Annotated in this window: 23 protein-coding genes; 7 read left to right on the plus strand and 16 right to left on the minus strand. The window is 41.7% G+C overall.

Annotation, left to right across the window (positions count from 1 at the left end):
- Nucleotides 1-5: 5 nt before the first annotated feature.
- The 4 genes from B3E92_RS04945 to B3E92_RS04960 all read left to right on the plus strand — a co-directional run bounded on the left by B3E92_RS04945 (nt 6) and on the right by B3E92_RS04960 (nt 4,208).
- Nucleotides 6-1,571, plus strand: a complete 1,566-nt coding sequence (locus B3E92_RS04945; RefSeq protein ID WP_286735659.1) for a SusD/RagB family nutrient-binding outer membrane lipoprotein — start codon at nt 6-8, stop codon at nt 1,569-1,571.
- 18 nt (nt 1,572-1,589) lie between these two features.
- Entirely contained in the window at nt 1,590-2,402 is an 813-nt protein-coding gene (locus B3E92_RS04950; protein ID WP_286895623.1) for a DUF4397 domain-containing protein, read from the plus strand.
- Nucleotides 2,403-2,404: 2 nt separating this feature from the next.
- Nucleotides 2,405-3,397, plus strand: a complete 993-nt coding sequence (locus tag B3E92_RS04955; RefSeq protein ID WP_286895625.1) for a phosphodiester glycosidase family protein — start codon at nt 2,405-2,407, stop codon at nt 3,395-3,397.
- A gap of 697 nt (nt 3,398-4,094) precedes the next feature.
- The gene (locus tag B3E92_RS04960; RefSeq protein ID WP_349681662.1) at nt 4,095-4,208 is read left to right on the plus strand and encodes a hypothetical protein; all 114 of its coding nucleotides are present in this window, start codon (nt 4,095-4,097) and stop codon (nt 4,206-4,208) included.
- Nucleotides 4,209-4,351: 143 nt separating this feature from the next.
- On the opposite strand, the gene B3E92_RS04965 is transcribed toward B3E92_RS04960, so the two are convergent.
- The 10 genes from B3E92_RS04965 to B3E92_RS05010 form a co-directional block, all read right to left on the minus strand.
- Entirely contained in the window at nt 4,352-5,446 is a 1,095-nt protein-coding gene (locus tag B3E92_RS04965) for a PAS domain-containing sensor histidine kinase (protein ID WP_286895627.1), read from the minus strand.
- A 90-nt stretch (nt 5,447-5,536) separates the two neighbouring features.
- Nucleotides 5,537-7,558: a glycoside hydrolase domain-containing protein gene (locus tag B3E92_RS04970; RefSeq protein WP_286895629.1), complete on the minus strand. Its 2,022-nt coding sequence runs from the start codon at nt 7,556-7,558 to the stop codon at nt 5,537-5,539.
- A 516-nt stretch (nt 7,559-8,074) separates the two neighbouring features.
- Nucleotides 8,075-8,353: a hypothetical protein gene (locus B3E92_RS04975; RefSeq protein ID WP_281047747.1), complete on the minus strand. Its 279-nt coding sequence runs from the start codon at nt 8,351-8,353 to the stop codon at nt 8,075-8,077.
- A 23-nt stretch (nt 8,354-8,376) separates the two neighbouring features.
- Nucleotides 8,377-8,829, minus strand: a complete 453-nt coding sequence (locus B3E92_RS04980; RefSeq protein WP_201639822.1) for a DUF5675 family protein — start codon at nt 8,827-8,829, stop codon at nt 8,377-8,379.
- A gap of 3 nt (nt 8,830-8,832) precedes the next feature.
- Nucleotides 8,833-9,411 carry a hypothetical protein gene (locus tag B3E92_RS04985; protein WP_281047749.1) on the minus strand — a complete coding sequence of 193 codons (579 nt, stop codon included), beginning with the start codon at nt 9,409-9,411 and terminating at the stop codon, nt 8,833-8,835.
- Between the two features lie 313 nt (nt 9,412-9,724).
- Entirely contained in the window at nt 9,725-10,003 is a 279-nt protein-coding gene (locus B3E92_RS04990; RefSeq protein WP_070570022.1) for a hypothetical protein, read from the minus strand.
- A gap of 69 nt (nt 10,004-10,072) precedes the next feature.
- Nucleotides 10,073-10,846: a LytR/AlgR family response regulator transcription factor gene (locus B3E92_RS04995; protein ID WP_286895634.1), complete on the minus strand. Its 774-nt coding sequence runs from the start codon at nt 10,844-10,846 to the stop codon at nt 10,073-10,075.
- Between the two features lie 26 nt (nt 10,847-10,872).
- Nucleotides 10,873-11,901 carry a hypothetical protein gene (locus B3E92_RS05000; RefSeq protein ID WP_286895636.1) on the minus strand — a complete coding sequence of 343 codons (1,029 nt, stop codon included), beginning with the start codon at nt 11,899-11,901 and terminating at the stop codon, nt 10,873-10,875.
- Between the two features lie 179 nt (nt 11,902-12,080).
- A complete protein-coding gene (locus tag B3E92_RS05005; protein ID WP_286895638.1) occupies nt 12,081-13,004 on the minus strand; it encodes a hypothetical protein in 924 nt (307 codons plus the stop codon).
- 84 nt (nt 13,005-13,088) lie between these two features.
- Entirely contained in the window at nt 13,089-13,217 is a 129-nt protein-coding gene (locus B3E92_RS05010; RefSeq protein ID WP_286766751.1) for a hypothetical protein, read from the minus strand.
- A gap of 326 nt (nt 13,218-13,543) precedes the next feature.
- Here B3E92_RS05010 and B3E92_RS05015 point away from each other — a divergent pair, with 326 nt between their 5' ends.
- Complete coding sequence (locus B3E92_RS05015; protein WP_286895640.1) at nt 13,544-14,515, plus strand: helix-turn-helix domain-containing protein; 972 nt, start codon at nt 13,544-13,546, stop codon at nt 14,513-14,515.
- A gap of 311 nt (nt 14,516-14,826) precedes the next feature.
- On the plus strand, nt 14,827-15,240 hold the full coding sequence (locus B3E92_RS05020; protein ID WP_286895641.1) for a hypothetical protein: 414 nt from the start codon (nt 14,827-14,829) through the stop codon (nt 15,238-15,240).
- Between the two features lie 58 nt (nt 15,241-15,298).
- Here B3E92_RS05020 and B3E92_RS05025 read toward each other — a convergent pair whose 3' ends face one another.
- The 4 genes from B3E92_RS05025 to B3E92_RS05040 are packed head-to-tail and all read right to left on the minus strand — an operon-like array spanning nt 15,299 to nt 20,833.
- Nucleotides 15,299-16,621, minus strand: coding sequence for a RagB/SusD family nutrient uptake outer membrane protein (locus B3E92_RS05025; protein WP_286895642.1), 1,323 nt, complete (start codon nt 16,619-16,621; stop codon nt 15,299-15,301).
- Between the two features lie 55 nt (nt 16,622-16,676).
- The gene (locus tag B3E92_RS05030; RefSeq protein ID WP_286895644.1) at nt 16,677-19,853 is read right to left on the minus strand and encodes a SusC/RagA family TonB-linked outer membrane protein; all 3,177 of its coding nucleotides are present in this window, start codon (nt 19,851-19,853) and stop codon (nt 16,677-16,679) included.
- Nucleotides 19,837-20,454 (minus strand): TlpA family protein disulfide reductase, encoded by a 618-nt coding sequence (locus B3E92_RS05035; RefSeq protein ID WP_286895646.1) that lies wholly within the window; start codon nt 20,452-20,454, stop codon nt 19,837-19,839. The genes B3E92_RS05030 and B3E92_RS05035 overlap by 17 nt, the downstream gene beginning before the upstream one ends.
- 1 nt (nt 20,455) lies before the next feature.
- The gene (locus B3E92_RS05040; RefSeq protein WP_286895648.1) at nt 20,456-20,833 is read right to left on the minus strand and encodes a hypothetical protein; all 378 of its coding nucleotides are present in this window, start codon (nt 20,831-20,833) and stop codon (nt 20,456-20,458) included.
- Nucleotides 20,834-21,708: 875 nt separating this feature from the next.
- Here B3E92_RS05040 and B3E92_RS05045 point away from each other — a divergent pair.
- Entirely contained in the window at nt 21,709-22,092 is a 384-nt protein-coding gene (locus B3E92_RS05045; protein ID WP_115045869.1) for a hypothetical protein, read from the plus strand.
- Between the two features lie 897 nt (nt 22,093-22,989).
- Here B3E92_RS05045 and B3E92_RS05050 read toward each other — a convergent pair.
- The gene (locus tag B3E92_RS05050) at nt 22,990-24,336 is read right to left on the minus strand and encodes a L,D-transpeptidase (protein WP_070569995.1); all 1,347 of its coding nucleotides are present in this window, start codon (nt 24,334-24,336) and stop codon (nt 22,990-22,992) included.
- Between the two features lie 125 nt (nt 24,337-24,461).
- Nucleotides 24,462-24,680, minus strand: a complete 219-nt coding sequence (locus B3E92_RS05055) for a hypothetical protein (RefSeq protein WP_070569994.1) — start codon at nt 24,678-24,680, stop codon at nt 24,462-24,464.
- Nucleotides 24,681-24,864 lie beyond the last annotated feature (184 nt).

Genomic DNA, 24,864 nt, shown 5'->3' on the forward strand with positions numbered 1-24,864 from the left:
ATATCATGAAAACAAAACTTTATATACTCATCTTTTCAGTCCTTGCCGGATTGAGCAGTTGTAAAAAATACCTGGACATCAATGAAAATCCGTCCAATCCGCAGCTAGTCAAAGCCGAATTGCTTCTAGCTCCGATCATCTATCAGATGGCCAATGGTTATGCCAATGACCAACGGCAGATGAACAAATTCAATCAAACCATCTTGGGCGCGAGTACAGACGAATCCTCCCGGATCTGGGAACGTCATGGTTTCCCGCAGCAAAGTGATGTTGGCGGTGTGATGTGGCGTATGGTCTATTTTGATCATGGACTCAACCTGCAGCTGATGATCAACGATGCAATAGTCAATCAAAAATATGAATACGCCGCGATCGGCTATGCCGTAAAGGCCTGGGGTTATCAGATGCTCACCGATTACCACGGCCCGATTATTCTCGATGAAGCCTTGCGTACACAGCAGTTATCTTTCAAATATAATGACCAGCCCGAAGTATATGCTAAAGTACGTGTATGGTGTGATTCGGCTTTATATTATCTGGATCAAAAAAGCCCTGTCGATTATAGTGCCAACCTGAATTCAAAAAAAGGCGATAATCTATTTCGGGGAAATATGGACCGCTGGCGCAAATTTGTCTACGGTTTAAAAGCACTTCAGTACATTCACTTGGTCAACAAACCCGATTTTAAAGAAAAATATGCCGATTCCATTGCCTATTTTGTGGACCGTTCATTTGATTCACCGTCCGATGATGCAGGCGTTAAATTTGACGGTGATAAATCGGAAACAGCCAATGTGGTAAGCTCCAGATTTGGTCTTTACACCACATCTTATTATAACAGGGCAGGCAAGCCGATCGTACGCTACCTCACCGGAGGATTGCGCGGTGAACCCATTGAAAACCCGAAAGTATCGACCGATCCACGTCTTTCGCGCATGTTAATGATCAACAATCCGGTTGACAGCATCTACATCGGCGGCGATCCCAATGTATCCAACACAACAGTTCCAAACATCCTTGGAGACGTCAGTAGCGGCGTGGGCAAATTTATCTTTAGGGACGCAGCTGATTTTCCGCTGATGACCTACGCGCAGCTGCAAATGGTCAAGGCCGAAGCACTATTTATCAAAGGCGATGCCGCAAAGGCCTATGAAGCATACATCAAAGGAATTTATGCACACATAAACTTCGTCAATAAGTACATCAATACCACCAACGAAAAAGTCATCACTTCTGTTGAAGCAGATAACTATATCAAGGGAGGAGAAATACCCCTCTCTGCTGCTGATTTGACTTTAGCAGACATCATGGGACAAAAGTATATTGTGCAATGGGGCTGGGGAGGTCTTGAACAATGGTGTGATTTAAGAAAATATCATTATAACACGGAAATATTCAAGCAGTTTATTCCATTGGCCGGCAGCCAGCTGACTTACAATGATTATTGTTACCGCGTCCGGCCGCGTTATAATTCGGAGTACGTATGGAACGCTTCAGAGCTTGAACGATGGGGCGCCCTAGAGCCGGAGTATGTGATTAAGCCGACCTGGTTTGTCACTTCAACTTATTAACGGATTAAAGAAAAAATTATGAAGAATTTCAAAAAAATAGTATTTCTTGCTTTAGGTGGATTTGCCCTATATTCTTGCGAGAAGTCCATTCAAGACTTTGGAAAAGTAGAGTTTCTCGGCCCCGATGATGTCATTGTGAAGGTAAATATGGCATCTATCTATCCCGATGACCGCTATATGTATGTCAAATTTGATGACCAGCGCGTCACTTCGCTCATCCGGGGACGTGAGCCGTTTCCCGGCGGCGGGTACAACACCCGCGGGGACTCCAGACCTGACTTTTTAAAATGGAAGGCCGGCAATGTGAAAGTACAGGTTGCCCTTCCACATAAAACCGATGATGGACGCGACTCCATTATATTGGCCGAATCATCCGTAAACCTTGGTGCCGGCAAGCGCTATACCCTGCATATTACAGATACAGCGCAGAATACGAAAATGATCTTAAATGAAGAGGATCTTTCGCGACCCGACAGTACACAGGCAAAATACCGATTTACCAATCTGATGCCCAATGTCCCGTCCATTGATCTTTATTATGGCGCTGCAGCAACTGGAAGTGCAACTGCTATTGCTGTCCAAGACTCGCTTGTAGCAAAAGATGTAAAATACCTAGAGACCAGCCCCTACTTTCAACTGAACCGTATTGCGACACGGACATGGAAGATCCGCAAAGCCGGATCACCTGTAACAAATGGTACAGTAATCGCCTCTTATAGCAATGCCGGAGCGATACTTGACCGCAGGTCGTATGTTGTTTATGCCTTAGGCTATGATGGATTTACCAGTACCATCATGAAGCCCTATGTTTCATTTTTCTTAGTTCGATAGATATGGAAAGAAAAACAATTTTTAGTTTTGCCCTGCTATGCATATTCTGTATGGGTATAGCTAATTCGTGCAAACAGAGGGATGATTATCCCTCCTTTGATGATAAGGTCGTAGAAAATCCGATCACAGACACAATCCCCAACGATACACAGATGGAGGCGGTCACCAAAAGGATTATGGAACGGACTGACCTCATCAAAACGTTTTTGGTCGATTCATCCGTCAAAGTAACGGATGGACTTACACGCACCCATATACGTTATCTGAATAAGCTCGATCAACGGGTGAGCTTTCAATTGCTAACAGTAGACCTTTCATCCAAAGCGGTATTCCCTTTAATTATGAGTGCATTTGACGATTATTTATATGTTAGTCAGCCAATTGGCGATATGGCAAAGTATAATGAACCGCGGGCGGGGGGGCAGATTCTATCGGCTATCAATGCCGCTTTATCTACGACCTACTCTTACATTAAAAATGGTCGGCAGATCAATGTATCGACCAGTAATATAAAAACCAAAGAAAAGACCAGACCTTTCTTTGCCATACGCAAAGATGGCTCGCCTTATATTGGTAATTGTCCCGATACCACCAAGTTTGCTTTTGAGCCTTATGATTTGAATCAATTTAGCGGACTTGTATCCGGGACCAACTGGGTTCGTTACCGAGGTTATAACGTTTTGACTACAGCAGCTATTGTTCAAGCGGTAACAGCCATTGGCCTGTCCGCAGACAATAAAACGATGTATGCCTTGGTTGTTGATGGTGGCGACACAAATTTTTCAGTTGGCATCAGTTTAAATGATGTTTCTGCTTTGATGGGGGCTTTAGGCAGTCATGATGCATTTGTATTAAACAGTGGCACCACCAGTGTTATGGTCCAGAAGACGATCACCAATGACCAATTCAACCCCGTGGTCTGGAATACAGTATCTAAACCCCTAACGGCAGGCGGATCCGCAAGCATCAGTGGTATTGGATTTGTGAAGCGATAAATCGTTTTTAAAAAATCAGCTACTCTACATACAAGTTGGAGTAGCTGATTAAATCACTACCCTTCGCCATGCCATCTGCTGAACGTTTAGCCATACCTTGACCCGTCCTAAAATTATTTTTGCGCATGTACTAGACATAGATGAGCATTTACCTGCGTAAAAAATTCGCTTTAAGACAAAATTTTACATCTTCTAAACGATTAAAACCAGATAAAACATCATCACACACTACATTCGAAGTAAAAAAAAGCAAATAAAACACCTACCCGACACAAATAAGTACACATTTGAACAAAAAAAACACAGAATATTAGTAGAAAACTCAAAAATAAAAGACACAATAAATTAAAATATCCATAAAAACCCCTTTTGATCTAAAAAATTAGCAAAAAAAACAGATTAAATTTGAAAAAGAAATAAAAAATCCATATATTTACATCACCTTAATAGGTTTATAATTGGTTATTTGAAGGTTTTCATTCTCCCCGACTGAAAACCTTTTTTTATTTCACATGTTTCCATCAAAAATGTACTTTTTGAGCACTCTCTACAACAAGATACAATCAATCTCCAGCTGATTACCAGAAATATACCCAAGAACCTCATCCCTATAACTTAAATTCTCAATATCTAAATATTTCGGTAGTGATGAATAGCCTTCTGGTATGTTTTTTAGCCTAAAGAGGTTTCCTTCTCGTTGGAGGCGAAAGACCCAGAGAAGGCTGTAAACGGCAAAAAATCCTGGGAGGAAATTAATTTTGCCAGTTGTACACCTTTGACCGCAGCAATGACGATTTTGACCAAAATATAGACCGAAGCACAAAACACAGAGTCTGATGTCGTTAAAAAGCTGACGAGTGTCCCGACAAGGGCAGTCAATGCACTGTACAGTAGTCTTTTGACTGGGCTAAATCAGGAGCACCAAAGCTGCGGTACAAGCGATCGCTAAACGGGTTAACGCGATGAAACCGGAAAAAATAGGCGAACTACGGTACCTTTGTTTAGTTCGCTCGACAAATGAATCGTCCCACCGATATGTTCCATGAGATGTTTGACCAACGCCAGTCCGATTCCTGTTCCAGCAACCTTGGCCGTATTACTCGCCCGTTCATTCGTAAGAAAAACCTTCTGCAACTCATCTCCGGGAATTCCAATGCCATTATCCTCGATATAATATACGACCCCCTTGTCAGCTTTTTCACTGTAAATATGCAAAAAAGCCTCTCCTGATTTTTTTGCATATTTTACGGCATTACCAATGAGATTGATAAAAACCTGATAAACGATTCCACCATCCGTATACAAAGGAAATAGATCTCCTAATATGAATTCCATGTGTTTGTCGGGATATACCAGTTTAATTTCATCAATACAATTGCCTATTTTTTTATCCATTGCCACACACGCAACTTCTTTCTCGGCACGGCGTATCTTGCCAAGCTGCAATGTCTGATTTATAATACTTTCTATATTTAGAATAGATGCCGCAAAGGTTTCAAACCATTTTTTACTTACCTTAACGGAAACACCCACATTTTTACTCAGAAAACTATTCCCAATTTTCAAAACAGACAATGGATTTTTCAGATCATGTGCCAATGTGCTGACGAGCACGTCCAATTCGCGGCTAAACATAAGCTGCTCTTGCTTTTCTTTCACATTTTTGTAAGCAAGATGCCGGTCCGTTACATCACTTGCAGTATGCATAATAGCATAGGTTTTCCCATCCTCGTCAAGCAATGGTCTATATTCAAAATTAAAATATCGCAGTATTTTCGTGCCATCATGAACAATATAAGCGGGTGTATCCTCAGCCTGATAGACAATTCCTGTTTTCCATACATTTTTCAAAATGGATGAAAAACCTTCTTCCTTAAAATTTGGAAAGCATGCACAAAAACTACGCCCCAGGATGGAGCGATCCACACACCAGATATCCAGCATCCCTTGGCTAACAAAAGCAATATTTAGCTCTTTGCTATCAAAAATTGCGATCGCACTAGGGCACTGCTCCAAAACAGACATCAGAAAATTAGCTGCAATTTTCATATACGCTAATATAATTATTTTATTTTTACAGCTGATAAAATAGTGCCAAAATCCTTGCTCCATTTCGAGGAGCTGTTTTAGTGATTAAAACTAGTCGTTGACATTACTTATCCAGTTATTAGCCACCCCATAATCTGTAGGATTTTCCGTAGATTCAATAGAGAGCGTCCCCCCTTTTCTGAGCTCATCGTGTGTTATCCATAAACGCCCTAAATCCTTACCATTGAGCAGGATTGATTTAATATAACGCTTTTTGTCACTCGCATTCGGCACCTCAATAACCAGCGGATTTGAACCATTGCCTAGAATAATCCGTTCAAAAAAAGGTACGCTAACATAGAAAATAGGCTCACCGATCAAGGGTTGTTGCAATCCGATGGCCGAAAGTACCCACCAGCTGGACATCGCGCCGGCATCGTCGTCCATCGTCCGCACAAAAGCCTTCGGCTCATTTTTATAAATCCGATCGATATGTGCTCCGATTCCTCGGCTATTGTCGTTGAAATAATATTGAATGGTGGTATCCAAAGCGATGCGATGTATCCATTCTTGATAACGCCAAGGCGACTTGCTCGCATTATACAAAGTCAGTGATTGCATGTCCGGTTCATTCGCCCTGTTGAAATAATAGCCGTCATAAAATTCATTTAGTTCCCGCAGAAAGTCTTCCTCGCCACCTGCGAGCTGCTTTAATCCAGCGACATCGAAGGGTACATTCCATCGATATTGCCTGATTGTGCCCTGATACATATCACGCGCAGACATACGATCTACATCCCGTTTTGTCAGATCTTTAAAATCTTTATTCCAAATAGTTCGATATGACTTTGCCCGTCCCAGGTAGGTCTTGCGCTCCTGCGGAAAAAGTTTGGCCATTGCCCACATATCATAACATGCTTCAAGGTATTTGTCCGGTTTCTTAAAATCAAAGCGGGCAGTATCACCTACCAAGGAGTCTCTGATACCAGCAAGATCAACCTCATATCCCTTTCTGACCGCATCCAGCAGGATCACTGCGGCATGCTCTGTCCGGACTGAATTGGCAGGTTCATGCGGGCCAGCAAAATCATATTTTCCATAACGGTAAAGGTCAGCTATAGACGTGATGATGCCTTGATACATATGGGGATCTAGCAATTCCAGAAGTGGTAATTGTGTTTTGTAATTGTCCCAGATGGCCCACCCGTGGTAACGTTTCTCTTTTGAACGATGCATTTTTCCGTCTGTTCCCCAAAAATCGCCCTGCGAGTTGCTGATACTATAGGGAGATTGCAAACTGCGATATAGTAAGGAATAAAAAAGATCTACTTTATCCGGATCGCCCTTTACTTTGAGCCCTGAAAGGGAATTTTTCCAGCGATCAGCCGCGCGTTTTTTTATGGTCTCAAAATCTAGCTTAGCGTATGCTGAGATCGCCATTTTTGCATCATTTTTACTCACAGCCGAAAAAGCGATATTAATATCTGCGACTAAAGCTTCCTCTTTTAGATCCACCCATATCTTATTTCCTTCTTTTCGCCATCCCCTGGCTTTAGGAATCTCCAGCGCATAATAAATAGTATAGACACCAACATGGCAGGTCGTTTTCGCACGCATTTTTCCTACAAGGAGATTACCCGCTTGAATAAATTCATTGTCAACAAAAGCGCCATTGAAAGCATGTTCCAAATCAATAAAAAAACCTTTTCTCCCCGCGGGAAAGCTATAGTGTTCCCGGCCAAAATCATTATCAACAGCGACTTCAACTTGAATGCCTTCTGCTGTATTTACCGTATAATAACCCGGGCTGGCCTGCTCAATGACTTTATTCAAAGGTTTTGTATCATTTTCTATAAATGGTTTAATCAGGATCAATCCTCCACTACCCATACAGCCCACCCCCTCCAGGCGATTGTGGGTAAACCCCTTAATTTCTTTGGCCAGATACTCGTATCCTGTATGCGTTGTAGGATTAGTATAAGGTACGATACTCAATTGGTGAAAAGGAGAGGACGCTGCCGGCGAAAGCTGGCCATGGTCACCGGAAGATCCTAAGAAGACATTCACGCGTTCGGTTTGCGCTCCAGCAGCAGCTGAGTAACAGAGGAGCAAAGAAAGCAGCAGCTTTTTCATGTAAAGTCTATTAATTTTTTAATTCTGCTTTCAAGCAGCATAATCCGATTAAACAAATCCCGATTTATTTACTAAAGCACTTTGAAACCAGTTCTTTATGCCGCCCTTTTGAGACTAGCTAACGGGATAAATAAACATATGCAAGCAAAAATACGATCTTTCTTATTCTTTTTTAGTGTACTGCTAATGAATTTCCAATTTAATAGTGCAGCTACACAATCCCTGCAGTTGGACACCTCATCTCAAATTGCATTTATTTTCCTACTTAACGTATAACTTTTAAGAAGGACTAACGAATATAAACGACCTACATCTACTACATATAAAGCCCCGCTCCTAAAAAGAAGCAGGGCTTTTAAGTTCTATTTCTTCCTGAACATACGATGTAACAACCGGCTCAACAAAAAGCTGACGAGTGTCCCGACAAGGGCAGTTAATGCACTGTACAGTAGTCCTCCTATTGAAAACGATGCCCAGACGCCACAAATAGAGCCGCCAATGGTAGAAAGTTTAACATCACTCCAGCGCATCCGTCCCCCCTTCCTTAAGAATTCCGGCAACTGTTTTCTTATCCTTATCCCGATCAACCTCCTGTCGGCTGTTATCCGGTACGTCCGCAGAAGAAGCTTTGTCCCCTGTCACTGATTCGTCCTTATCTTTTTCTAGGACAGATTCTACAATACCAAGCCCGAGCGCGATATATTTAGCGATATTCAACGCCTTATTTGGCAATTTAACAGGCGCCAGCAGGATCACCTGTAGGACCTTTGTAATTTTATCTATGATTTTTTTCATATCTCATTTGTATTTAACTCGCGTTAGGCTGTAAACTTGTTCTCGATCGTTAAGGTGACTTGCCCCATTTTTACCTGTTCAATAATTGTCTCATACAACTGTTTATAGGCTTCGGCCGACTGATAGACACCCCAATCATCATTACTTTTATGAAAATAGGTTCCGACCAGCAGGCAGCCTTCCGTATCTTCATGCGTATTGCCGATATGAATATAAACGAGACTGAAATTGGGGATAGCACTAATTTCGATCATCCCCTCGTGCATATCCGGAAAGCGCTTTTTGTAAGCGGTATTCATCCCGCCCTTCCTGTTGATCCCGAGTTTGTAGGTTCCCGCAGGAATAGCTGTCCGGCCTTTTATCTTTACATCGCGCACGGTGTCTTCAAGACCATAACACTGGAAAGTTCCGTTGATGTAGAGTTCGGACAGGGTACTATTATTCCCCTGCCGAACACGTTTGAGTGTCAGTTCCATACGTTACGGATTGCCATATACTAATTCATAGGTATATTCATGCCCGGGCGTATCCGTTAGGGTTACCCGGTACTTCGCGTTTTCGAAATTCGAATTATCGGCCTGCACCTGGTACATCCAGGATATCCCTTGTCCGTCCATGTCCTGCGCCATCCCTACTTCCAGCTCCAAGTCATTTGCATCGAAAATTCCGACCTGTACTTTCACCACCTTCATCACATCCTTTACCATAAATAAAATCTGATCCATGGCATTGCCTTGGTATCCACTATCGTCCCAACGACGAATGACCGGTGCCGTAAAGTAATCTTTAAAGGCTACATTGAAGGCGGTCTGGTTGATATTAGCCTTGGCCTGATAGGCCGCCTTTAGGTCAGGATCCTGTATCGCCGTACGAGCGTATAACGAAGCATCCATAAAGCGATTTTGTACATCAAGCTGTTTAACTGTGGGTGCTTTTTTATTTTGAAAAGTCGGTCTACGTGCGATGATTGTCTGATCGCCACGTTGCCGAAATACGAGCATCTTGCCTACTGTCCCTGATGCTCCCTCCATGACGACATTACCTTTTGATTTTGCCATTACTTGTGTTTTTAATGTTAAATAATCTGTTGACTGTCACAACAAAGGGCGCCCATCATTGCGTTGACGATACAAATATGCACTCGAAAGCAAGCGATGTCAATAGCTACAGCTAACTGCGGTGAAATACGGTAGAATACGATGGAAAACGGTTAAATACGACACCTGCACATGGGTTATCCTTGAGCTTAACAAGGGCTAAGGTAGGGTGATCGTTTAGTCGAGGTAGTGTGTTTCTTGTGTCAAGCTAGAGTGAAGCGTAAAATTGCCCAGATCCGGCACTTCTAAAACCCGGGCAATTGTCTCTTCCACGCTACTTGTACTTTTTGGGATTTGCCTTAATATAGGCAATGATTTCATTTTTAAAGTAATAATCCTTACCGTCCAGATTGTAGCCCGGGAGCTGGGGTTTGATCTGCCCCAATTTGGTATCCCTGATATGCAGTAATTCTTTTATATCGGTATTGTCCAATAGTTCGGACGTTGAATTGATCAGGTTTTGGCTTACCTGGCGCGCTTCCTTGGCGATCACCTGCACCGCCTGTACGAGCGCGCGTAGTTCGGATCTTACTTCTTCAAAAAATTTTTCCATAATCTTAGTTTATTTTGACTATCATTCGGTTTATTAATTCAGTTTAATTCATCCCTACTATCCGTCTGCTCATTCGATCACGTGCAGCTTCTGCCGGAGTTCCTTGATATAGCTGCGGGTCACGGCGAACGAGCGCTGAGGGCCCTCGCTCATCACAATTTTACGCTTCAAAAAGGAAACAATAAAGTTCATATTGACTAGGGTCGATTGATCCACCTGAACAAATTCGGTTGCCGGTAGAAAATCAACAATCTCTTTAATGGTCTTTTTTGCCTTACGCGGCACTGGTTTGCCAAACCCATCCAATCTCATATTTCTTTCGAAAAAAGCCAGCTCATTGTCCCCTTTCACTTTCTGCACGAAGTAAATATCACTGAACTGTACCCTTTGACACATTTTATCGGTCATTTCGATTAAGGCGAATTCAGGCTGTGGCACACATTTAAGATTGATCGGAACAGCCAAACGGCGAAACGCATTTTCTAGCGCTCTGCAGACCATCGGAAACGTAGCCGGTTTGGGCATAAAGTCGGCCGCATCCAAATCATAAGAGCGCAGCGAAAACGCTTCATGCTCTGTCACAAATACGACCTCAGGTCTTTTCTTGGCATCGATAGACTGGTAAAGATCCATTCCATTGAGCAAGGTATCGTCGGCCCTTTGGTCCAGCACAACATCCATAAAAATTACATCATACTTGCCGGAGTTGATTTTCCGTAAGGCATCTTTTTTATTATCCGCCACATCGATAAGGAGGTCCAAATCTGTTTCTTCTAAAAGAGTTTTTAATTTTTCAGCATCAGGTCGAAAATCTTCAACGATAAGAATAGGGATTATTGGCATATGGCATTATTTTATAAAATACTCAGTTAAATCGCTTTTCGGTAGTTTTGGAGCAGCGTAAGCTGGACGCTGAAAATAGTATTTTGTTCGCGATATTCAATCCGATATGTTCCGGGCAATACCGCATCAAATAATTCCTGCAGCAACTTATTGCCCACCCCAGTATGTCCCGGTGAGCGCTTGCCGCTGACATAATTGATCATCTGGAAATGCAACTGACCATCTACCCGCGTCCATTCCATGATAATTTGACCCTGTGCTCCCCGAGGACTATAGTTCAGGGCATTTTCAAACCACGAGAGCATGGATGCAGCAATGATAGAGCGGCTCCAATCGGTCGCAAAGAGGACTTCTTCCCCCTTAAATAGCATCAGGCGGTCTGTAAAACAGGAAGCCATCACCTTGAGCTGCTTCCATTCTTCGGCAATAGCTACTTTGACTTTCCGGTTTGCCGTCACTGCAATGATGTATCGAAATAGTTCCAGTGTATCGTTTCGGTGCAGCAGTTTGTTATGCTGCACGATCTTGATCCATTCTTTCACGAAATGCTTAGAGAGACGTCCCGCCAGCCTGCCAGCATCCAATTCCATGGTGAGCAATTGAAACCTTAGCCAATAGGAACAATTTCTAAAAACGCTGTGTACAATTAAGGCTGTCCCCAGTACCAATAAATTGCCTACCATGATCCGATTGTGGAATTGCATCAAATGATAATCCGTCAGTTTTCCGGCAAATGAAATGCCGTGAGCAGGAAGCCACGAGTAGGTATAATCCACCCAGAAATCTATACTCAGGTATTGCCAGCAGCCCAGCACAAGCAGTATGACCAGTTTAAGATAAATAGAACTTAACTGCAATAAATTTATCGCCAGCCAATACATCGCGAATGAAAACAAGTATGGTCCGGTTAAGGCCAACAGATGTCGCATGGTCAATCGATGCCAAACCTGAATATTCAATTTGAACAGCAGCAGCAGCAAGAATCCTGTTCCGATAAAAAATAAGATGTATCTCCGCGTGAAAAACTGGGTTATTTTGGTCCGTCTATCTTCCATTATATCCTATTTTAAACGTTGGCAAAATTGTTTTTTCTATAACTGGTGTACTTTGAACACTTAAATTACAAAAAACAAAGCGTAAAGAATAAATTAATTAAAAATAATATTTCTTCAAAAGGAAACACCATCCCTATCAAGAAATTATACATCAACTCACTTACTTCATTTCATAATTTTTACCCTTTTAGCAAATTATCCGTTTTTAGTTCGAAAAATTGACGATTTTTCACGTCGAAAAAAAAGGCACGTTCTTGTAAATATATAGGCATTACCCACGTGAGTGCATCTTGTGAAACGACCTTTCTCTCTTTAAGATCCGGATGATAAAAATGAATCAAGGGCCAGTTTTCCCATGCTGTCCATTCCTTCATGACAATGCGGTTTATCGCCCTGTTTAATTTTCCCTTGAACCTCTTCATAAACCCATCACGTTGCTCCGCTCTTTTACAGCGCAGCCTTTTTGATAAAGCCAGATTCCACAGGCCATTGTTCTCATTTTTTTCCATCAGCAGAAAAGAGAGGGGAATATGAAACCGGAAGGCAAGCTCGGCGATACTCGCGTGGAAATACAGTCCACTAGCTGCGACGGGGACCTTAAGCAAAGATCGGGACCCTTTAGCAGCTAGGCGGTTCACCCCTTCGTCCGCGTCAAGGTATACCAGCACCAAACGCTTTTCATTTAGGTCCGAAAGTATATTTTTGAGCACTGTACGTCTTGAAGCATCGATATAGCGCAGGCTATCTGCTTCGAGATTGTTTAGCTGCATCAGGAGTTCAGTCTCTTTTTGTTCCTTTTTAATGATACCGGGCGAAGCTAGTACAGAGATTTTATAGCCTGCTGCAAGCAGATAGCGCGGTATCAGACGGTATGCGCCATAATGGAAAGAGATGAAAATCCCGCTAAGATCAGTTGGAAGCATTTCAAGACAAGAGGCGTCCAGCATTCGGTCCAGTTGGACGGGTTGCAGCATCTTGGCAAAAGACTTTCGGTAAGCGCTCCATCTCAGGTAATTTATTTCAAGATCTTCTACCGTAAATTCCGGAAAAAAATTCCATACGTTGGCAAACCAAAACGGTTTGGTCAATTGATTATTGTTCATTTAAATTGTGGTCTAGAAAAATTAGGTTATTATTCAATCAGTGAACAGCATCGCCTTCCGACGGAAAGCGATGCTGAATTAGCGTTAAGGTATTTCTACCCAGCATTTTTCATCGTCAACGACATCTCCCATTTCCGGAAATAGCTGCATCATCTGAGGCAAAGTTAACCCCAGTTCGACGATCTGATCACTTGTCTGTATGTTGTCGTTCATGTTTGAAATTGAATTAAACATCGGCCTGCAACGATACGGGTCAGGCCACTCCCGCTGGCTGTACAGCACTAAAATTGTATTAGCTAACGATCAAATGTGGCTGAAATCTTTCAAAAAAAGGAAAAGAATGATAGGTTACAAAAAAAGGAGGCATATTGACAATGACTGACGAAGGAACAGACAAAGAGGTCAGATATCCTTGTTTTTGTGCATGATTTCCTCAGAAATAGGTCATCTATCATTTTTTTAGGTATTTCTCAATCCTCGATTTTACTTTTATAAACATGGATTGAGCCCTTTATAAAACCCGATTGACTGTATATCCAATGATCAAAACTTTTCATTTTATATTGCCCGAGGTGCCCCAGTTTTCCAGACAAGTAAGAGCATTTTTGCCCAAGCTTCCCGATTCACAGTTACAGCGCTATGAGGATGCGAGCATCCAATTGCTAGAAGAATATATTGATTACCATAGCGTCCTATTTTATCGCGTGCAGGCCCACGTGCAAAGAACGCTTCAATTGTCCGTGCAAACCGATAAATCCGATTATCATCTGCTGTATAATAGGTATTCCGTTTCGACCATTAACATAGAACATTCAGCAAATAATAGTCACGTGCAGTTGCCTTCTGGATATGATACTTATGCCTACATTCCCAAAGGGAAGATGCAAACGATTCTGATGCAGGGAGAATATTTGATCTACGGAGTTCTGGTCGATATAGGGTATATACGATCAGCCATATTTAAAGAAGACCATTTCCTCTTTAAATTCAGTACAGCACATCTACGCGACAAAAAGCGGCTCTACCAAAGTGTAATATGGCCAATCAAAGAAAAGACAAGCTATCAGCTTTCTAGAATTGAAGAGCATTTTTTCAATTATCATAAAGACAATGAAGCTATGGCAGTAAAACTTGTCTATGACCTATTTGATATCGCCATTTATAAAAATTTTGAACACTATGAAAAGATAGATCCCGATCAATTCCTAGCCGAAAGGGCCGAGAGAATGATTAGGGATCAGGTGAAGCAAACATTCAGCAGCTGCTCCATTCACGCGATTGCAGAACAGCTGCAGGTAGACATGAGCAGATTGAACAAAATCTATAAAGCCATCTATAGTGAAAGTCCGAAACAGACCTGGACTAGGCATCTTATTCTTAAAGCACAAGAGTTATTGCTGGCAGGACATTCGGTTAAAGAAGTCAGCAATTATTGCGGCTACGGATCCCAGCAGAATTTTTCAGCTTTTTTTCGGAAACATACTGGTATTTGTCCGAGGGCATATAAATAAAAAAAATCCCTATCCATCCCCAATATTTGGCATTTGTCCCTTGTATCAGACATTTCGTCCCAAAAATGCGCTCTTCCACTAAAGAATAAAAATACAAACTCGAAGAAAAGACGGGGCACCACCTCACAAAAAATCATACAACGGCCTACCTAAAATTCAAACATCTTTCGAAAATTACTGCGCTAACTTTGGTATAAGATAACAGATCGGAGGACAGGGAAATGCCCGTCCGGTCATTAGGAAACACCTCCACGGCCGATCCAGGAGGATAATAAGGATAAGCGACAAGGATAAACTTAAAAACATAAGAAATGAAAAAAATAGTAAAAAGAATCATTGGCACCATGAGCATTGGTGTGATGGTATTAGGAATTTCATTCAGCGCGAATGCACAAAGTATTCAAAGTGAAAAAGAGGTTAATAATCAGAAAGAAGTAAAGACAGTAGCGGCGAATCAGGTGTGGTCATACCATGGCACATCCTCAGACTCTCCTACCGATCCCAGCAAATACAGCTTGGGGCCAAGTGAAGAATGTGAAGGTGCTAAACAAACTGTTTGTCAGATCAATGCCCCTGCCAATCCATCAAATCCCTCACAACCCGATATGACGGCACTTGTTACCCCTTCGGGATCTTCTACACCAACAACTATCGCACTTCGCATAAGCACTGCCAACAGTAGTAAAACACCAAATGAAACTGTCACCGATTTCAGACCGTTTTAATTCAAGCTATAGCTCAAAGAAAGTAGCGAGGGAACTATCCTTCGCTACTTTCTTATGATTATTCCATACCGGTCATATTTTTAACCTCGGCTGGAATATTAAAAATATAGTATTTACTAATGGGCTTCAGGCTAAATTCTTGAATCTTTCCGTCAATCGTGACCTTGCGAACGATTTCCTTTTTAAAACGTTCGTCTTTATTTAGCCGCCTCAAATCCGACCACCTTAGCCCTCTGCGGACCAATTCTTTGCGCCTTTCCCGAATAACTGTCTTCAATAAGGCTTCGATGTTACTTTCCGTTATTGGCACAAAGAATTGCTTCTCAATCCGATTTTGTAAGAGCTCATTGAGTTGTTGCTTAGCTAGCGTCGCATTGCCCAGTCGCGTATTACTTTCAGCAGCATTTAATAAAACTTCAGAAGTTGTAAGTCCAACAAAGAAAAGGTAGGTTCCCGAACCTACGTAATGACCTTTAAACGTGTAGCGTCCATCGGTCCCTTTTTTATAGTTCGCCCGAAACCTTAAGTCATGAGTATCATACATACTCAATAAATCATCAGTCATATAGGAGCCTCTGCTTCCACCAAACATGGTTGTACCATTTGAGTACGCAAAAAACAAAGTTTCTGCATTCATAGCTGGATAAGGAAAAGATGCATCTACACTCATTGTATTGAGATCCATCAACTTATCGTACCGTGTCAAGACCAATTCAGCATATTTCTTTGCATTTCCGTAATCTTCCATCGCCATGTAGACCCTTGAGAGTGCAGCATGAGCCGAAATTTTATTAGGTCGTGTCACTATCCCTAATTCATTTGGAAGCAAGCCAGCTGCTTCCTCCAAATCCTGAATAACCGAACGATAGCATTCCCCTACTGTTGACCGCTTGGTTTTGTCATTGATATCTGAGCTTAACTTGATGGGTATTCCCGGTACATTATTATTGCCTTTTTGATCAAAGGGTGCAGCATATATCTGCAAGAGTATAAAGTGCATAAAAGCTCGATGGAATAGTGCTTGTCCTTTAATATTGTTAGGATCGAGGCCTTTTAAAATTTTAATATCCGACAATCCATCCAATACCGTATTGGCTATCGCAATAGCCTTATAGGCATCCCGCCATAATATCAATTTCTCTGTTGCCGAATATAAATCTGGGTTTTGAAAGGTATACACCTGCTTATCAAACACGTCAAGATTATTATAACCAGCATCCGTAAGGAGAAAATCGTCCGTGCAAGCTTCCAAGAAAAAAGGATAACTTCCGAGATTCAGCTGATTTCCTGCATCTAACAAGGCTTGCAAATCCTCCAATGTGGATGGCACTGTACTTGTTTTATTTGTTTTATCCTCCAGAAATTTATTACAGGAAGCCATACAAAATAGGCTTACTATGAGTAGTTTGTAAATATATTGTCTCATGTCACAAGTATTAAAAATTAATATTCCCACCGACTGAAATTACACGCGGAGCAGGCAAATCCAAATAATCAGGATCGAGATTTTCCTTATTTTTTCGCCAGATCAATCCCACGTTATTTGCTCCAATGTAAAGTTGACCCTTGATCTTTTTGTCGCTTAGGCCAAAGTTGTAACCGAACCTAATATTTTGCAGCCTAATGAGATCGCCTTTGACGATATTATTGGAAGAGTGCTGATAAAACAGATCGCGATAACTATCGTTGGGGTATTGCATCGCTGGAACTGTTGTCACCAATTCGTCTCCTGGCTGCTGCCATCTTTTAGCAAAATCAGCATGCCCATCCCAGGAGTCAAATAGACTACCATAGACAATGGATTTCTTCTTAAAATAGTGGCCAAATTTGAAGAGCAGACTAAAATCTAGGTAAAACTTGCCATAACCTATAGTATTATTCCATGCTCCGTATATTGGAGGTAAGGCAGTGCCATGATAATTTAGGTATTGCAGTGAATCCGTGGTCAGCGCCTGATAATCTTTCGATATTTCGCTATTTTTATATCCCCTTGGATCGCCTTTGACGGGATCCAGTCCAGCAGATTTATAAGAGAAAACTGGGTACAGAGATTTACCCAATAACGGCATAAGCGTCCTCCCACCATCTAGATACAGGCTGGTTGCTCCGATTGTCCCTCTATAATCAGTCACTTTATTTTTGTTATAGGAAAAATTGATGGAAGACTGCCAATAACCTTTTCCGAAACTACCATTTGAGGCGAGGGTCAAATCGATCCCATGAGTTGCTATTTTACCAACATTTTTTGTCAACAGCGAATAACCTGAAGTCGGATCAAAGGGGTCATCAGAAAGCAGGTCGAAAGACTTTTTCCGATAATAGTCTAGATTAGCCGTTAATTTACCACCGTATATTGAGAAATCCAGACCAAAATTTAAGGTGCGCACTGTTTCCCATTTGAGCCCGGGGTTTGGCGGGCTTCCGATCAAGGCGTAAGGTAGATTTGAGTATTTAGCATTGCCGACATAACCGATCACAGTTTTATTGAGGGCTCCAGCGGGCTGTACACCACCGTAGCCAAAGGTTGACCGTAGTTTAAGATAATCGATCCAATCTGCACCTTGCATAAATTTTTCCTTTGCCACCTGCCAAAGTAAACCTGCCGACCACAATGGATTCCACTGGCTGTTGACATTCGTTCCGAACGAATTCGCAGCATCCTTACGGGCAGAAAAAGAAAGCCCGTATTTAGCCTTATATTCATACAAACCATTAAAATACATTGATAAGGTTCTGGATAATGTACCCGAATAAGCATCCAAGGGTGTCATATACCCATATCCCAGACCTCCATACAAGTTATAGATGGTGTTGTAATCAACACTTTTGCGGCTGAGCACTTCGGCATTGTAACCATAGGAGCCCGAAGAGCGCTGGTCGATATTCCTGGTATACAGCTCTGTACCGATCAGCGCATTCAGGGCATGCTCGTCTCCAAAAGATTTGTTGAGGCTCACCTGCACCCTTCCTCTATGCGATTGCATCTCATTATCACCATTTCGCAGTATAGCACCAAATGGAAAATCGTACAGTTTTGCCCCACCGACAATTCGCGTATACTTATTGATCAAATCCCGCACCTCAAAAGAATCCTCTCCGGAAAGCGATTCTGATTTGCTACTACTATTCTCATAACCATAGATCACATCGGCCTTTAAGAAGGGGAGGATGTCATAATGCAAGTTAAAATTTAAATAAAGATGCCGATTCCAGGACTTGTAAGTCGACTTATCCCGATCCGCTAAAGGTCGGTAGGTCCAGTCCAATAGACCGTCAGCATTTGCCCTTTCAAGAAAAGATGAATTATAAAATCTCGGGATCGACAGGAAGTTTCCTTCGTCATCCACTAGCGAGGCATAAGGATACAAATTATTTTTTCCACCCCCGGGAATCATCGGATAGCGTGGTGTCGAAGAGAAAACCCGATCCCGTCCATTGATCAGAGAAATCATATTTTCTATAGACAACTTTTGCCCGAGCTTCCAGCTATTTGTAGCCCTCAAAGTTAAACGGTCATTATTTGCTCCTTTTGTATCCCCTCTACCGCGATCATAGCCAACCGAATAGCGATTTCTATTGGTTGCATTACTTGTGGAAATATCCAAAAAGTACTGTTGATTTACCGCAGCTTGATAAACATATTTCAGCAGGTCATTTCGATAATCGTTCCCTTCTAGCGCTTTCAATCGCGTATTCAGATCAATATCCGACAAGCTCCCCGCTTTATTTGCATACAGCATGTCCACGACAGGCGAAAATATCGTCGTCTGATTATAGGCGCTATTATATGCATCATCATAATACTTATTATCAAAGAGAAAACGCTCCACTTCGATAAAATCCCTACTATTGATCGTCTTGTTATAGAACAGGTCAGGCTTTCTGCTGACCATTGTTGTCGTTGTAAAATTGATAATCGGCTTATTGCCTGCCTTTCCTTTTTTGGTCGTCACGACAATCACGCCATTTCCTGCTCGGGATCCCCATATACTGGAGGCTGCCGCATCCTTCAATACGGAGACAGATTCCACATCATTAGGATTAAGATCATCCAACGCACCATCGTAAGGGAAATTATCAACAACGATGAGGGGCTGGGCCGCTAATTCAGAAAAGGTGTTTATCCCGCGTATATTTAGCACCGATTTTCCGCTCCTTCTATCAAACTGCAATCCGGATACTTTACCTTCAATACGATCCAAGATCCCTCTGCTCGGGATTTTATTGAAGTCTTTATTAGATACCACCCCGAAGCTACCCGTCGCCCGGTCTTTCGGGATGGTCTGATATCCCGTATTCACGTGTACCTCATCGAGTCTATTGTCTTTTCTAACCAATAGGATGATGCGATTTGTCACATTGGTATCCCAGTTTATGTTTTTGGTTTCAAATCCCATGGCCGAAAATGTAACAAACCTTATTGCATTGGAAGAGGAGAACTCAAATCTACCCAAGGAATCAGTCCGATAAGCAGGTGCAGTTCCCTCCAGTTTAAACGTAGCGAAAGCAATAGGATTATGATCCTGATCAATAACATTTCCTCGATATTTACCCTGCGCAAAGACCGATTTACAGCAGACCATCATTAAGATCAAACTAATTAGACTTTTCATAGAGACGATTATATTTGATAAATGTTTCAACATTTTCCATTTCAACCAACCGTTTTAAGGTTAATGCTACCACTGTACCATTTTGGTCCACCCAAACATAAAATGGGAACGTACGATGAGGAAACAGCTTGATCAGATAATCATCGGCATACACAGTGCTAAGGTCGTTTGTCCGCAGAACATCGATAGGCATCTTGTGAATACGTTGATAGGTGTCTAATTTACCATATGAGTTTACGAGCAAAACATTAAGTTCCTTACCAAAACTCTTTTGGATTTTAATCAAATCTGACATACCACTGATGCAAGTACCACAGGTAGTAGACCAAAAGTCAAGAAGAAAAGATTTGCCTTTGTATCTGGATAGTTCTACAAATGCTGTATCCCCTTGGTTATAAATTTTCACTTTTCGGGACCAGAAATCTTCAGGCAATTTATTTCCGACAAGTACCGGCCCAATGGTATCAAGCCCATCCGCCCCGCTGTCCTTGCAGGGCGTTTGGGCAGATAAACTAAACATAGAAACCAAACACAGCAGTATCGCTCGTGCTCGTTTGCTTTTAAAAGCCTTGTGTAAATTATAAAGTATTGTTTTCATCATCTTAAGGTTTCGGTTGGTTAATGGATTGAAAAAAATCGTTGATTTTTTTGGTTAGTCTGATTTCCTCCATATTCGCTTCCAGAGCTGACAGTCTAATTTGGCCCGTATCTAAATGACGGCTATGCGTCATGAAATACGCCATCAGAGCACGCAGGATATCGGCCAAAAAGAGCGTCTGCTGTACAGCTTCTAATTTGCCTTCAGTAGCTGCGCCGAGGGTTTTGCATTTAAGGTCAAATGCGTAGAGGTACTCGCGTATTGTGACTAGCGGATAATTACCCCAAAAGCTTTCGATACATTTCAATGGATCGTAACTGTCTTCATGGATCTCATAGAATGGCCTGTCAAGATGCAAGAGATCTTCATAAATGGCTTTCATGTGTTTAGTTTTTGGCTGTAACGATAGCACATAGCTCTCCCTGTCCGACCGAAATCAGTTTTTTGCGGGAACCTGAATGAACTCAGGTCACAGCGGTGAAAAAATAAGAAATAGGTTATCGGGCGCGGTGCAGGACAGTTACACGTAATTTGATAGAGACGATACCGCGTCCGTTGGTAAAATAAAAAACCGACCTTATATATAGATAATCTACAATCGTATTTTTCTTTAATCTTTGCTTTTGATTTCGGAAACCCTTACTTTTAAAGTGCGAAGATAAAAGAGAAGGGAGCCGTGCATTTTTGGGGCATAGATCTTAAAAAAGTACCGGTCGGCAAAATCAACAGTGGCGATGCTATCCACAGGCCTTTGTTGGCTTTTGTATGCACATTCCTCATCCGAGGTAAAGGGCCATTGCTGATTTTAAGCTTTTGAGAAGCTATTCTGGCGGGCAGTATTTGTTCTTGATGAGCAGTGATACTGCAAGCTGACGAAGCTGATCCTTTATCTGCCGTCGTTCTGTTGTGGTTAATGACTTTTTTTGTCTCATAATTTACTAGTTGGGTTATCAACAAGAGTCTCGAGGCGGGAAGTAAGAACTTACAAAAGGAAAAGCTCCTACCTTCCACCGCCAACATGGTACCAGCAAGGACCTGACACGGTTTCCAGTAGGAGCTTTTCCCAAAAATTGTACAAATATACAAAATTGGGACAATATGCTCCTAAAGGTCTCGCGTCGATAAAATTGCTGGTTTCAGTTGACGAGACAGTAATCAGCTAACTGATTATGATACAAATATAAGTTAACAGAAATTAAAAACCAAAAATAAATTGGTTTTACCCAAAATATTTTTGTCAAATCTTGAAATAATTTTATGAAAATTCATATCGGACATATAATTAAAAGAGAAGCAAAAAATCAAGGTGTGAGCAATGCGCGTTTGATGGAAGAAATTAAAGTGAAAAATTCCCAAAACATTGAATATGATTTAAAGCAAGAAACACTATCGGTACAAAAATTAGCACTCTATACCTCAGCATTAAACCACAATTTTCTCAAATATTATACTGATCTCGAACCTTTCAAATCGTTCTACGAAAATGACAATAATACTTCTTTGGAAAAAATCAATTCTCTGAAGGAGCAGTTAGACCAGGCTAATCGACTGATATCTAGGCAGGAAGAAACAATACAGACTCAAAAGGATTTAATTTCTACACAAAAGTTATTGATAGAGGCCCTATCTGATAAAAAATAGAAACACATCACTTGGTATTGAACGTGTAGGCTTAGCCAATGACGGGTACGGAAAAATTCACAAACCAATGAAAGCTTAAGTAAATTCGCTAAGGTAATTTTCGTTGCCAGCCGTAAAAATAAAGATATGACACCGAAAATTGGACCTCAAGTGTACCCAATAAGAAAAATCCGACATGAAAATGATGATACCGGTTTTTACCCCTATCAAGTGTATGCTTTAGCAAAAATATTACAAATAAAACCAAGTCAACTTTTTGACTACTTCCACGGCGATGACGAGCGACCAATAATTGGGTTAAGCTAAGCCAGCCAAAAAAAATGGAGAAGCAGACATAAAAAAATATTTTTATTTTTCCAATTCCAAAAAATTATTTCTATATTAGATCAGCCGGTTGAAATATACCAACATCTAGCGAAGCGCCTTATTTATTAGGGCGCTTTATTATTAACGATAAGATTTTTCATATATTTAGTTTAAAAAGGCACTCCTCTTTTATCAGCAATGAAAGGGGAGTTTTTTTGACCATATAGCATCCTTAAAATGAAAAGCCACTCCCTTCCGGAAATGGCTCAAAATAAATATCTATAAACTTTAAAAGTATTTGATTACAGCTTTTCGATTTCTTCGATAGAAAGACCGGTTCCTTTAGCAATATCAGCAATAGGTAAACCCATTTTCTTAAACTCTAGTGCAATGGCAATAGCTTCTTCACGCTTACCTTTTTCAATACCAGTCTTAAGACCTTTTTCAATGCCTTTCTGAATTCCTTTTTTTTCAGCTTTATCTAATAAAGCGGAGTTGAGTGTTTAATTATCTAATTGATCAAGGTCAAATAAAATTTTCTATTTTAAATATAGGTTGCTTCCGTTACCAGAAGCAACCTATGTTTGGAAACTATTTTCCTATATTGTACGCAACCGGAATCGGATAGCCCTTTCCACGTAGTGCGGCAATGGGTATAGCCATTTCCTGCTGACCGATGACTTTCCTGGTCACCTGCCCCTTTTCCTTCCGGTTTTCTTTGTCCGCATCTCTTTTCTGCGCACTGTCTCCTTTTGTGGCCTGATCGGGATGATCAGCCCCGGCAATTTTGTTGCCACGCGCATCGGTATTCATTTCCGCCAAGGCTTGGGTCAGGCTATTTTTTTCCTGCTCACTGAGTTTTTCAAATTTGACGCCATAGTTATCGAGTACACGGGTCGCATTTTCGACAGTATTGGTACCACGCTCGTATATATCTCTATAAATATGCAGCTGACCATCTTGCGCAACGATGGTTTCATAACGCAGTTCTACCAGCACCGGCTGTGTAAGTTTGACCGATTCTGTTTTGGTGTTTTTCTTCTCATAGTCGGCAATTTTCTCCGCTGAAATTGGACTTCCCGATACTTGAGCAAGCTGCTGGGTAAAATCCTGCACCTGTCCATCCGTGAGGCCCACACAACCATGGGAAGCAAAAGCACCAAGTTTGGACACATCTTTTCCGCCATGAATCAACGATGGCATGCCAATGGGAATTTTGATCGGTCCCAGTGGATTTAATTTGCTTCCGGCAGGTACTTTCTCACCAGGACTTACCTTGCCCTTTACCCAAGGTTCATCCGGTGGTGTCCAGGTCGGATTAAAAATGATATTGGTTGCCTTACGTACGCCTGTCGGCAATGGAAACTCCGGGTAGCCGACACCCACCTTGTAGGTTTTGATCAACTTGCCCTGCTGAAATACATCCATACGGAAGGCAGGTGCATTCACAACTACCCGTGTATCTTCGGGTACCTGATTGGGTTCTAAGGGCAGTGTATTCTGCTCGTCCGTATAACGTGCTGCAATAAAATGAAAGAACTGACCAGCTTTCTGTTCACCAAGGATCCGGACAATCTCTGTTGTCGCCTGTTTGATAGATTCTTTAAATGATTTGGTCGAGGGTTCAGCGTCCTCACTTAGCTTTCCAACAGCGGCACTCGCCGCCTCTTTTAAGGCTTTGATCTGTTCTTTATTGAGCTGCAGATCCGATTTTAAAGCGGGCTCGAAATCTTCTTCATAAAAAAGAGCATTGAGCCAGGCTAGGGTAAAGTCAGTATTTTCCGCCTGCTCGGTCATTGTCTTTTCTGCTTTACTTTTCGGCTGCTGCTTGGCATTACGGTCATGACAACCCGCCAGCATAACAATCGCGAGGAAGCTTCCGCATACATAGGTGGTAACCCACTTTCTAAGGGGATAGGATAACATCATATTTTTCATATACTTTATCAACAAGTCTGCAACAGAAAAAGTTTAGCCTTTTTAAGCTCACCCAAGGCACATATAGATTCGTTAATGTATAATAGATTATTAGGAATATAACTGGTCTCCTTTAAAGTATAGCTTTATTCGTACAATATAGTAATAGGAATTGATTTGAAAGTACTCATATTAAAGGTTGTGTTTTTATATAAGATCACCAGATTGTACTGGCCTGAAGCCCATTGACGTTCGCCATTAATTGGATTTCCCAAACCGTCTTTTTCGGCACCGATCATGATATCATCTCCACTCAGCGTTCCATTGACCAACTTATAGGTATTTACCTTAGCTGCGGGTCCCAATTCCCGATGTTCAACCAGTGGTGCTGTCCCAAAAGTGGACTAGGCGTAGCGGCTTGCCGTTGTATTTATTGCAGGCAGCACCGGATAGCTCAATGAGCTCATCCTTAAGGATCCCCTTTTCCATGAGTGCTTCACTCTGATAGGACTTGATAACCTTGTACTTCATATTAACTTTACTCCTGGT

It is taken from the genome of Sphingobacterium sp. UBA6317, assembly GCF_002440385.1.
GTDB classification, from domain to species: Bacteria; Bacteroidota; Bacteroidia; order Sphingobacteriales; family Sphingobacteriaceae; genus Sphingobacterium; species Sphingobacterium multivorum.

What these genes read in the sequence shown, in the direction of transcription:
- B3E92_RS04945 (WP_286735659.1), top strand. Translation starts at nt 6, where the DNA reads ATGAAAACAAAACTTTATATACTCATCTTTTCAGTCCTTGCCGGATTG.
- B3E92_RS04950 (WP_286895623.1), top strand. Translation starts at nt 1,590, where the DNA reads ATGAAGAATTTCAAAAAAATAGTATTTCTTGCTTTAGGTGGATTTGCC.
- B3E92_RS04955 (WP_286895625.1), top strand. Translation starts at nt 2,405, where the DNA reads ATGGAAAGAAAAACAATTTTTAGTTTTGCCCTGCTATGCATATTCTGT.
- B3E92_RS04965 (WP_286895627.1), bottom strand. Translation starts at nt 5,446, where the DNA reads ATGAAAATTGCAGCTAATTTTCTGATGTCTGTTTTGGAGCAGTGCCCT.
- B3E92_RS04970 (WP_286895629.1), bottom strand. Translation starts at nt 7,558, where the DNA reads ATGAAAAAGCTGCTGCTTTCTTTGCTCCTCTGTTACTCAGCTGCTGCT.
- B3E92_RS04975 (WP_281047747.1), bottom strand. Translation starts at nt 8,353, where the DNA reads ATGAAAAAAATCATAGATAAAATTACAAAGGTCCTACAGGTGATCCTG.
- B3E92_RS04980 (WP_201639822.1), bottom strand. Translation starts at nt 8,829, where the DNA reads ATGGAACTGACACTCAAACGTGTTCGGCAGGGGAATAATAGTACCCTG.
- B3E92_RS04985 (WP_281047749.1), bottom strand. Translation starts at nt 9,411, where the DNA reads ATGGCAAAATCAAAAGGTAATGTCGTCATGGAGGGAGCATCAGGGACA.
- B3E92_RS04990 (WP_070570022.1), bottom strand. Translation starts at nt 10,003, where the DNA reads ATGGAAAAATTTTTTGAAGAAGTAAGATCCGAACTACGCGCGCTCGTA.
- B3E92_RS04995 (WP_286895634.1), bottom strand. Translation starts at nt 10,846, where the DNA reads ATGCCAATAATCCCTATTCTTATCGTTGAAGATTTTCGACCTGATGCT.
- B3E92_RS05000 (WP_286895636.1), bottom strand. Translation starts at nt 11,901, where the DNA reads ATGGAAGATAGACGGACCAAAATAACCCAGTTTTTCACGCGGAGATAC.
- B3E92_RS05005 (WP_286895638.1), bottom strand. Translation starts at nt 13,004, where the DNA reads ATGAACAATAATCAATTGACCAAACCGTTTTGGTTTGCCAACGTATGG.
- B3E92_RS05010 (WP_286766751.1), bottom strand. Translation starts at nt 13,217, where the DNA reads ATGAACGACAACATACAGACAAGTGATCAGATCGTCGAACTGGGGTTA.
- B3E92_RS05015 (WP_286895640.1), top strand. Translation starts at nt 13,544, where the DNA reads ATGATCAAAACTTTTCATTTTATATTGCCCGAGGTGCCCCAGTTTTCC.
- B3E92_RS05020 (WP_286895641.1), top strand. Translation starts at nt 14,827, where the DNA reads ATGAAAAAAATAGTAAAAAGAATCATTGGCACCATGAGCATTGGTGTG.
- B3E92_RS05025 (WP_286895642.1), bottom strand. Translation starts at nt 16,621, where the DNA reads ATGGCTTCCTGTAATAAATTTCTGGAGGATAAAACAAATAAAACAAGT.
- B3E92_RS05030 (WP_286895644.1), bottom strand. Translation starts at nt 19,853, where the DNA reads ATGAAAAGTCTAATTAGTTTGATCTTAATGATGGTCTGCTGTAAATCG.
- B3E92_RS05035 (WP_286895646.1), bottom strand. Translation starts at nt 20,454, where the DNA reads ATGATGAAAACAATACTTTATAATTTACACAAGGCTTTTAAAAGCAAA.
- B3E92_RS05040 (WP_286895648.1), bottom strand. Translation starts at nt 20,833, where the DNA reads ATGAAAGCCATTTATGAAGATCTCTTGCATCTTGACAGGCCATTCTAT.
- B3E92_RS05045 (WP_115045869.1), top strand. Translation starts at nt 21,709, where the DNA reads ATGAAAATTCATATCGGACATATAATTAAAAGAGAAGCAAAAAATCAA.
- B3E92_RS05050 (WP_070569995.1), bottom strand. Translation starts at nt 24,336, where the DNA reads ATGAAAAATATGATGTTATCCTATCCCCTTAGAAAGTGGGTTACCACC.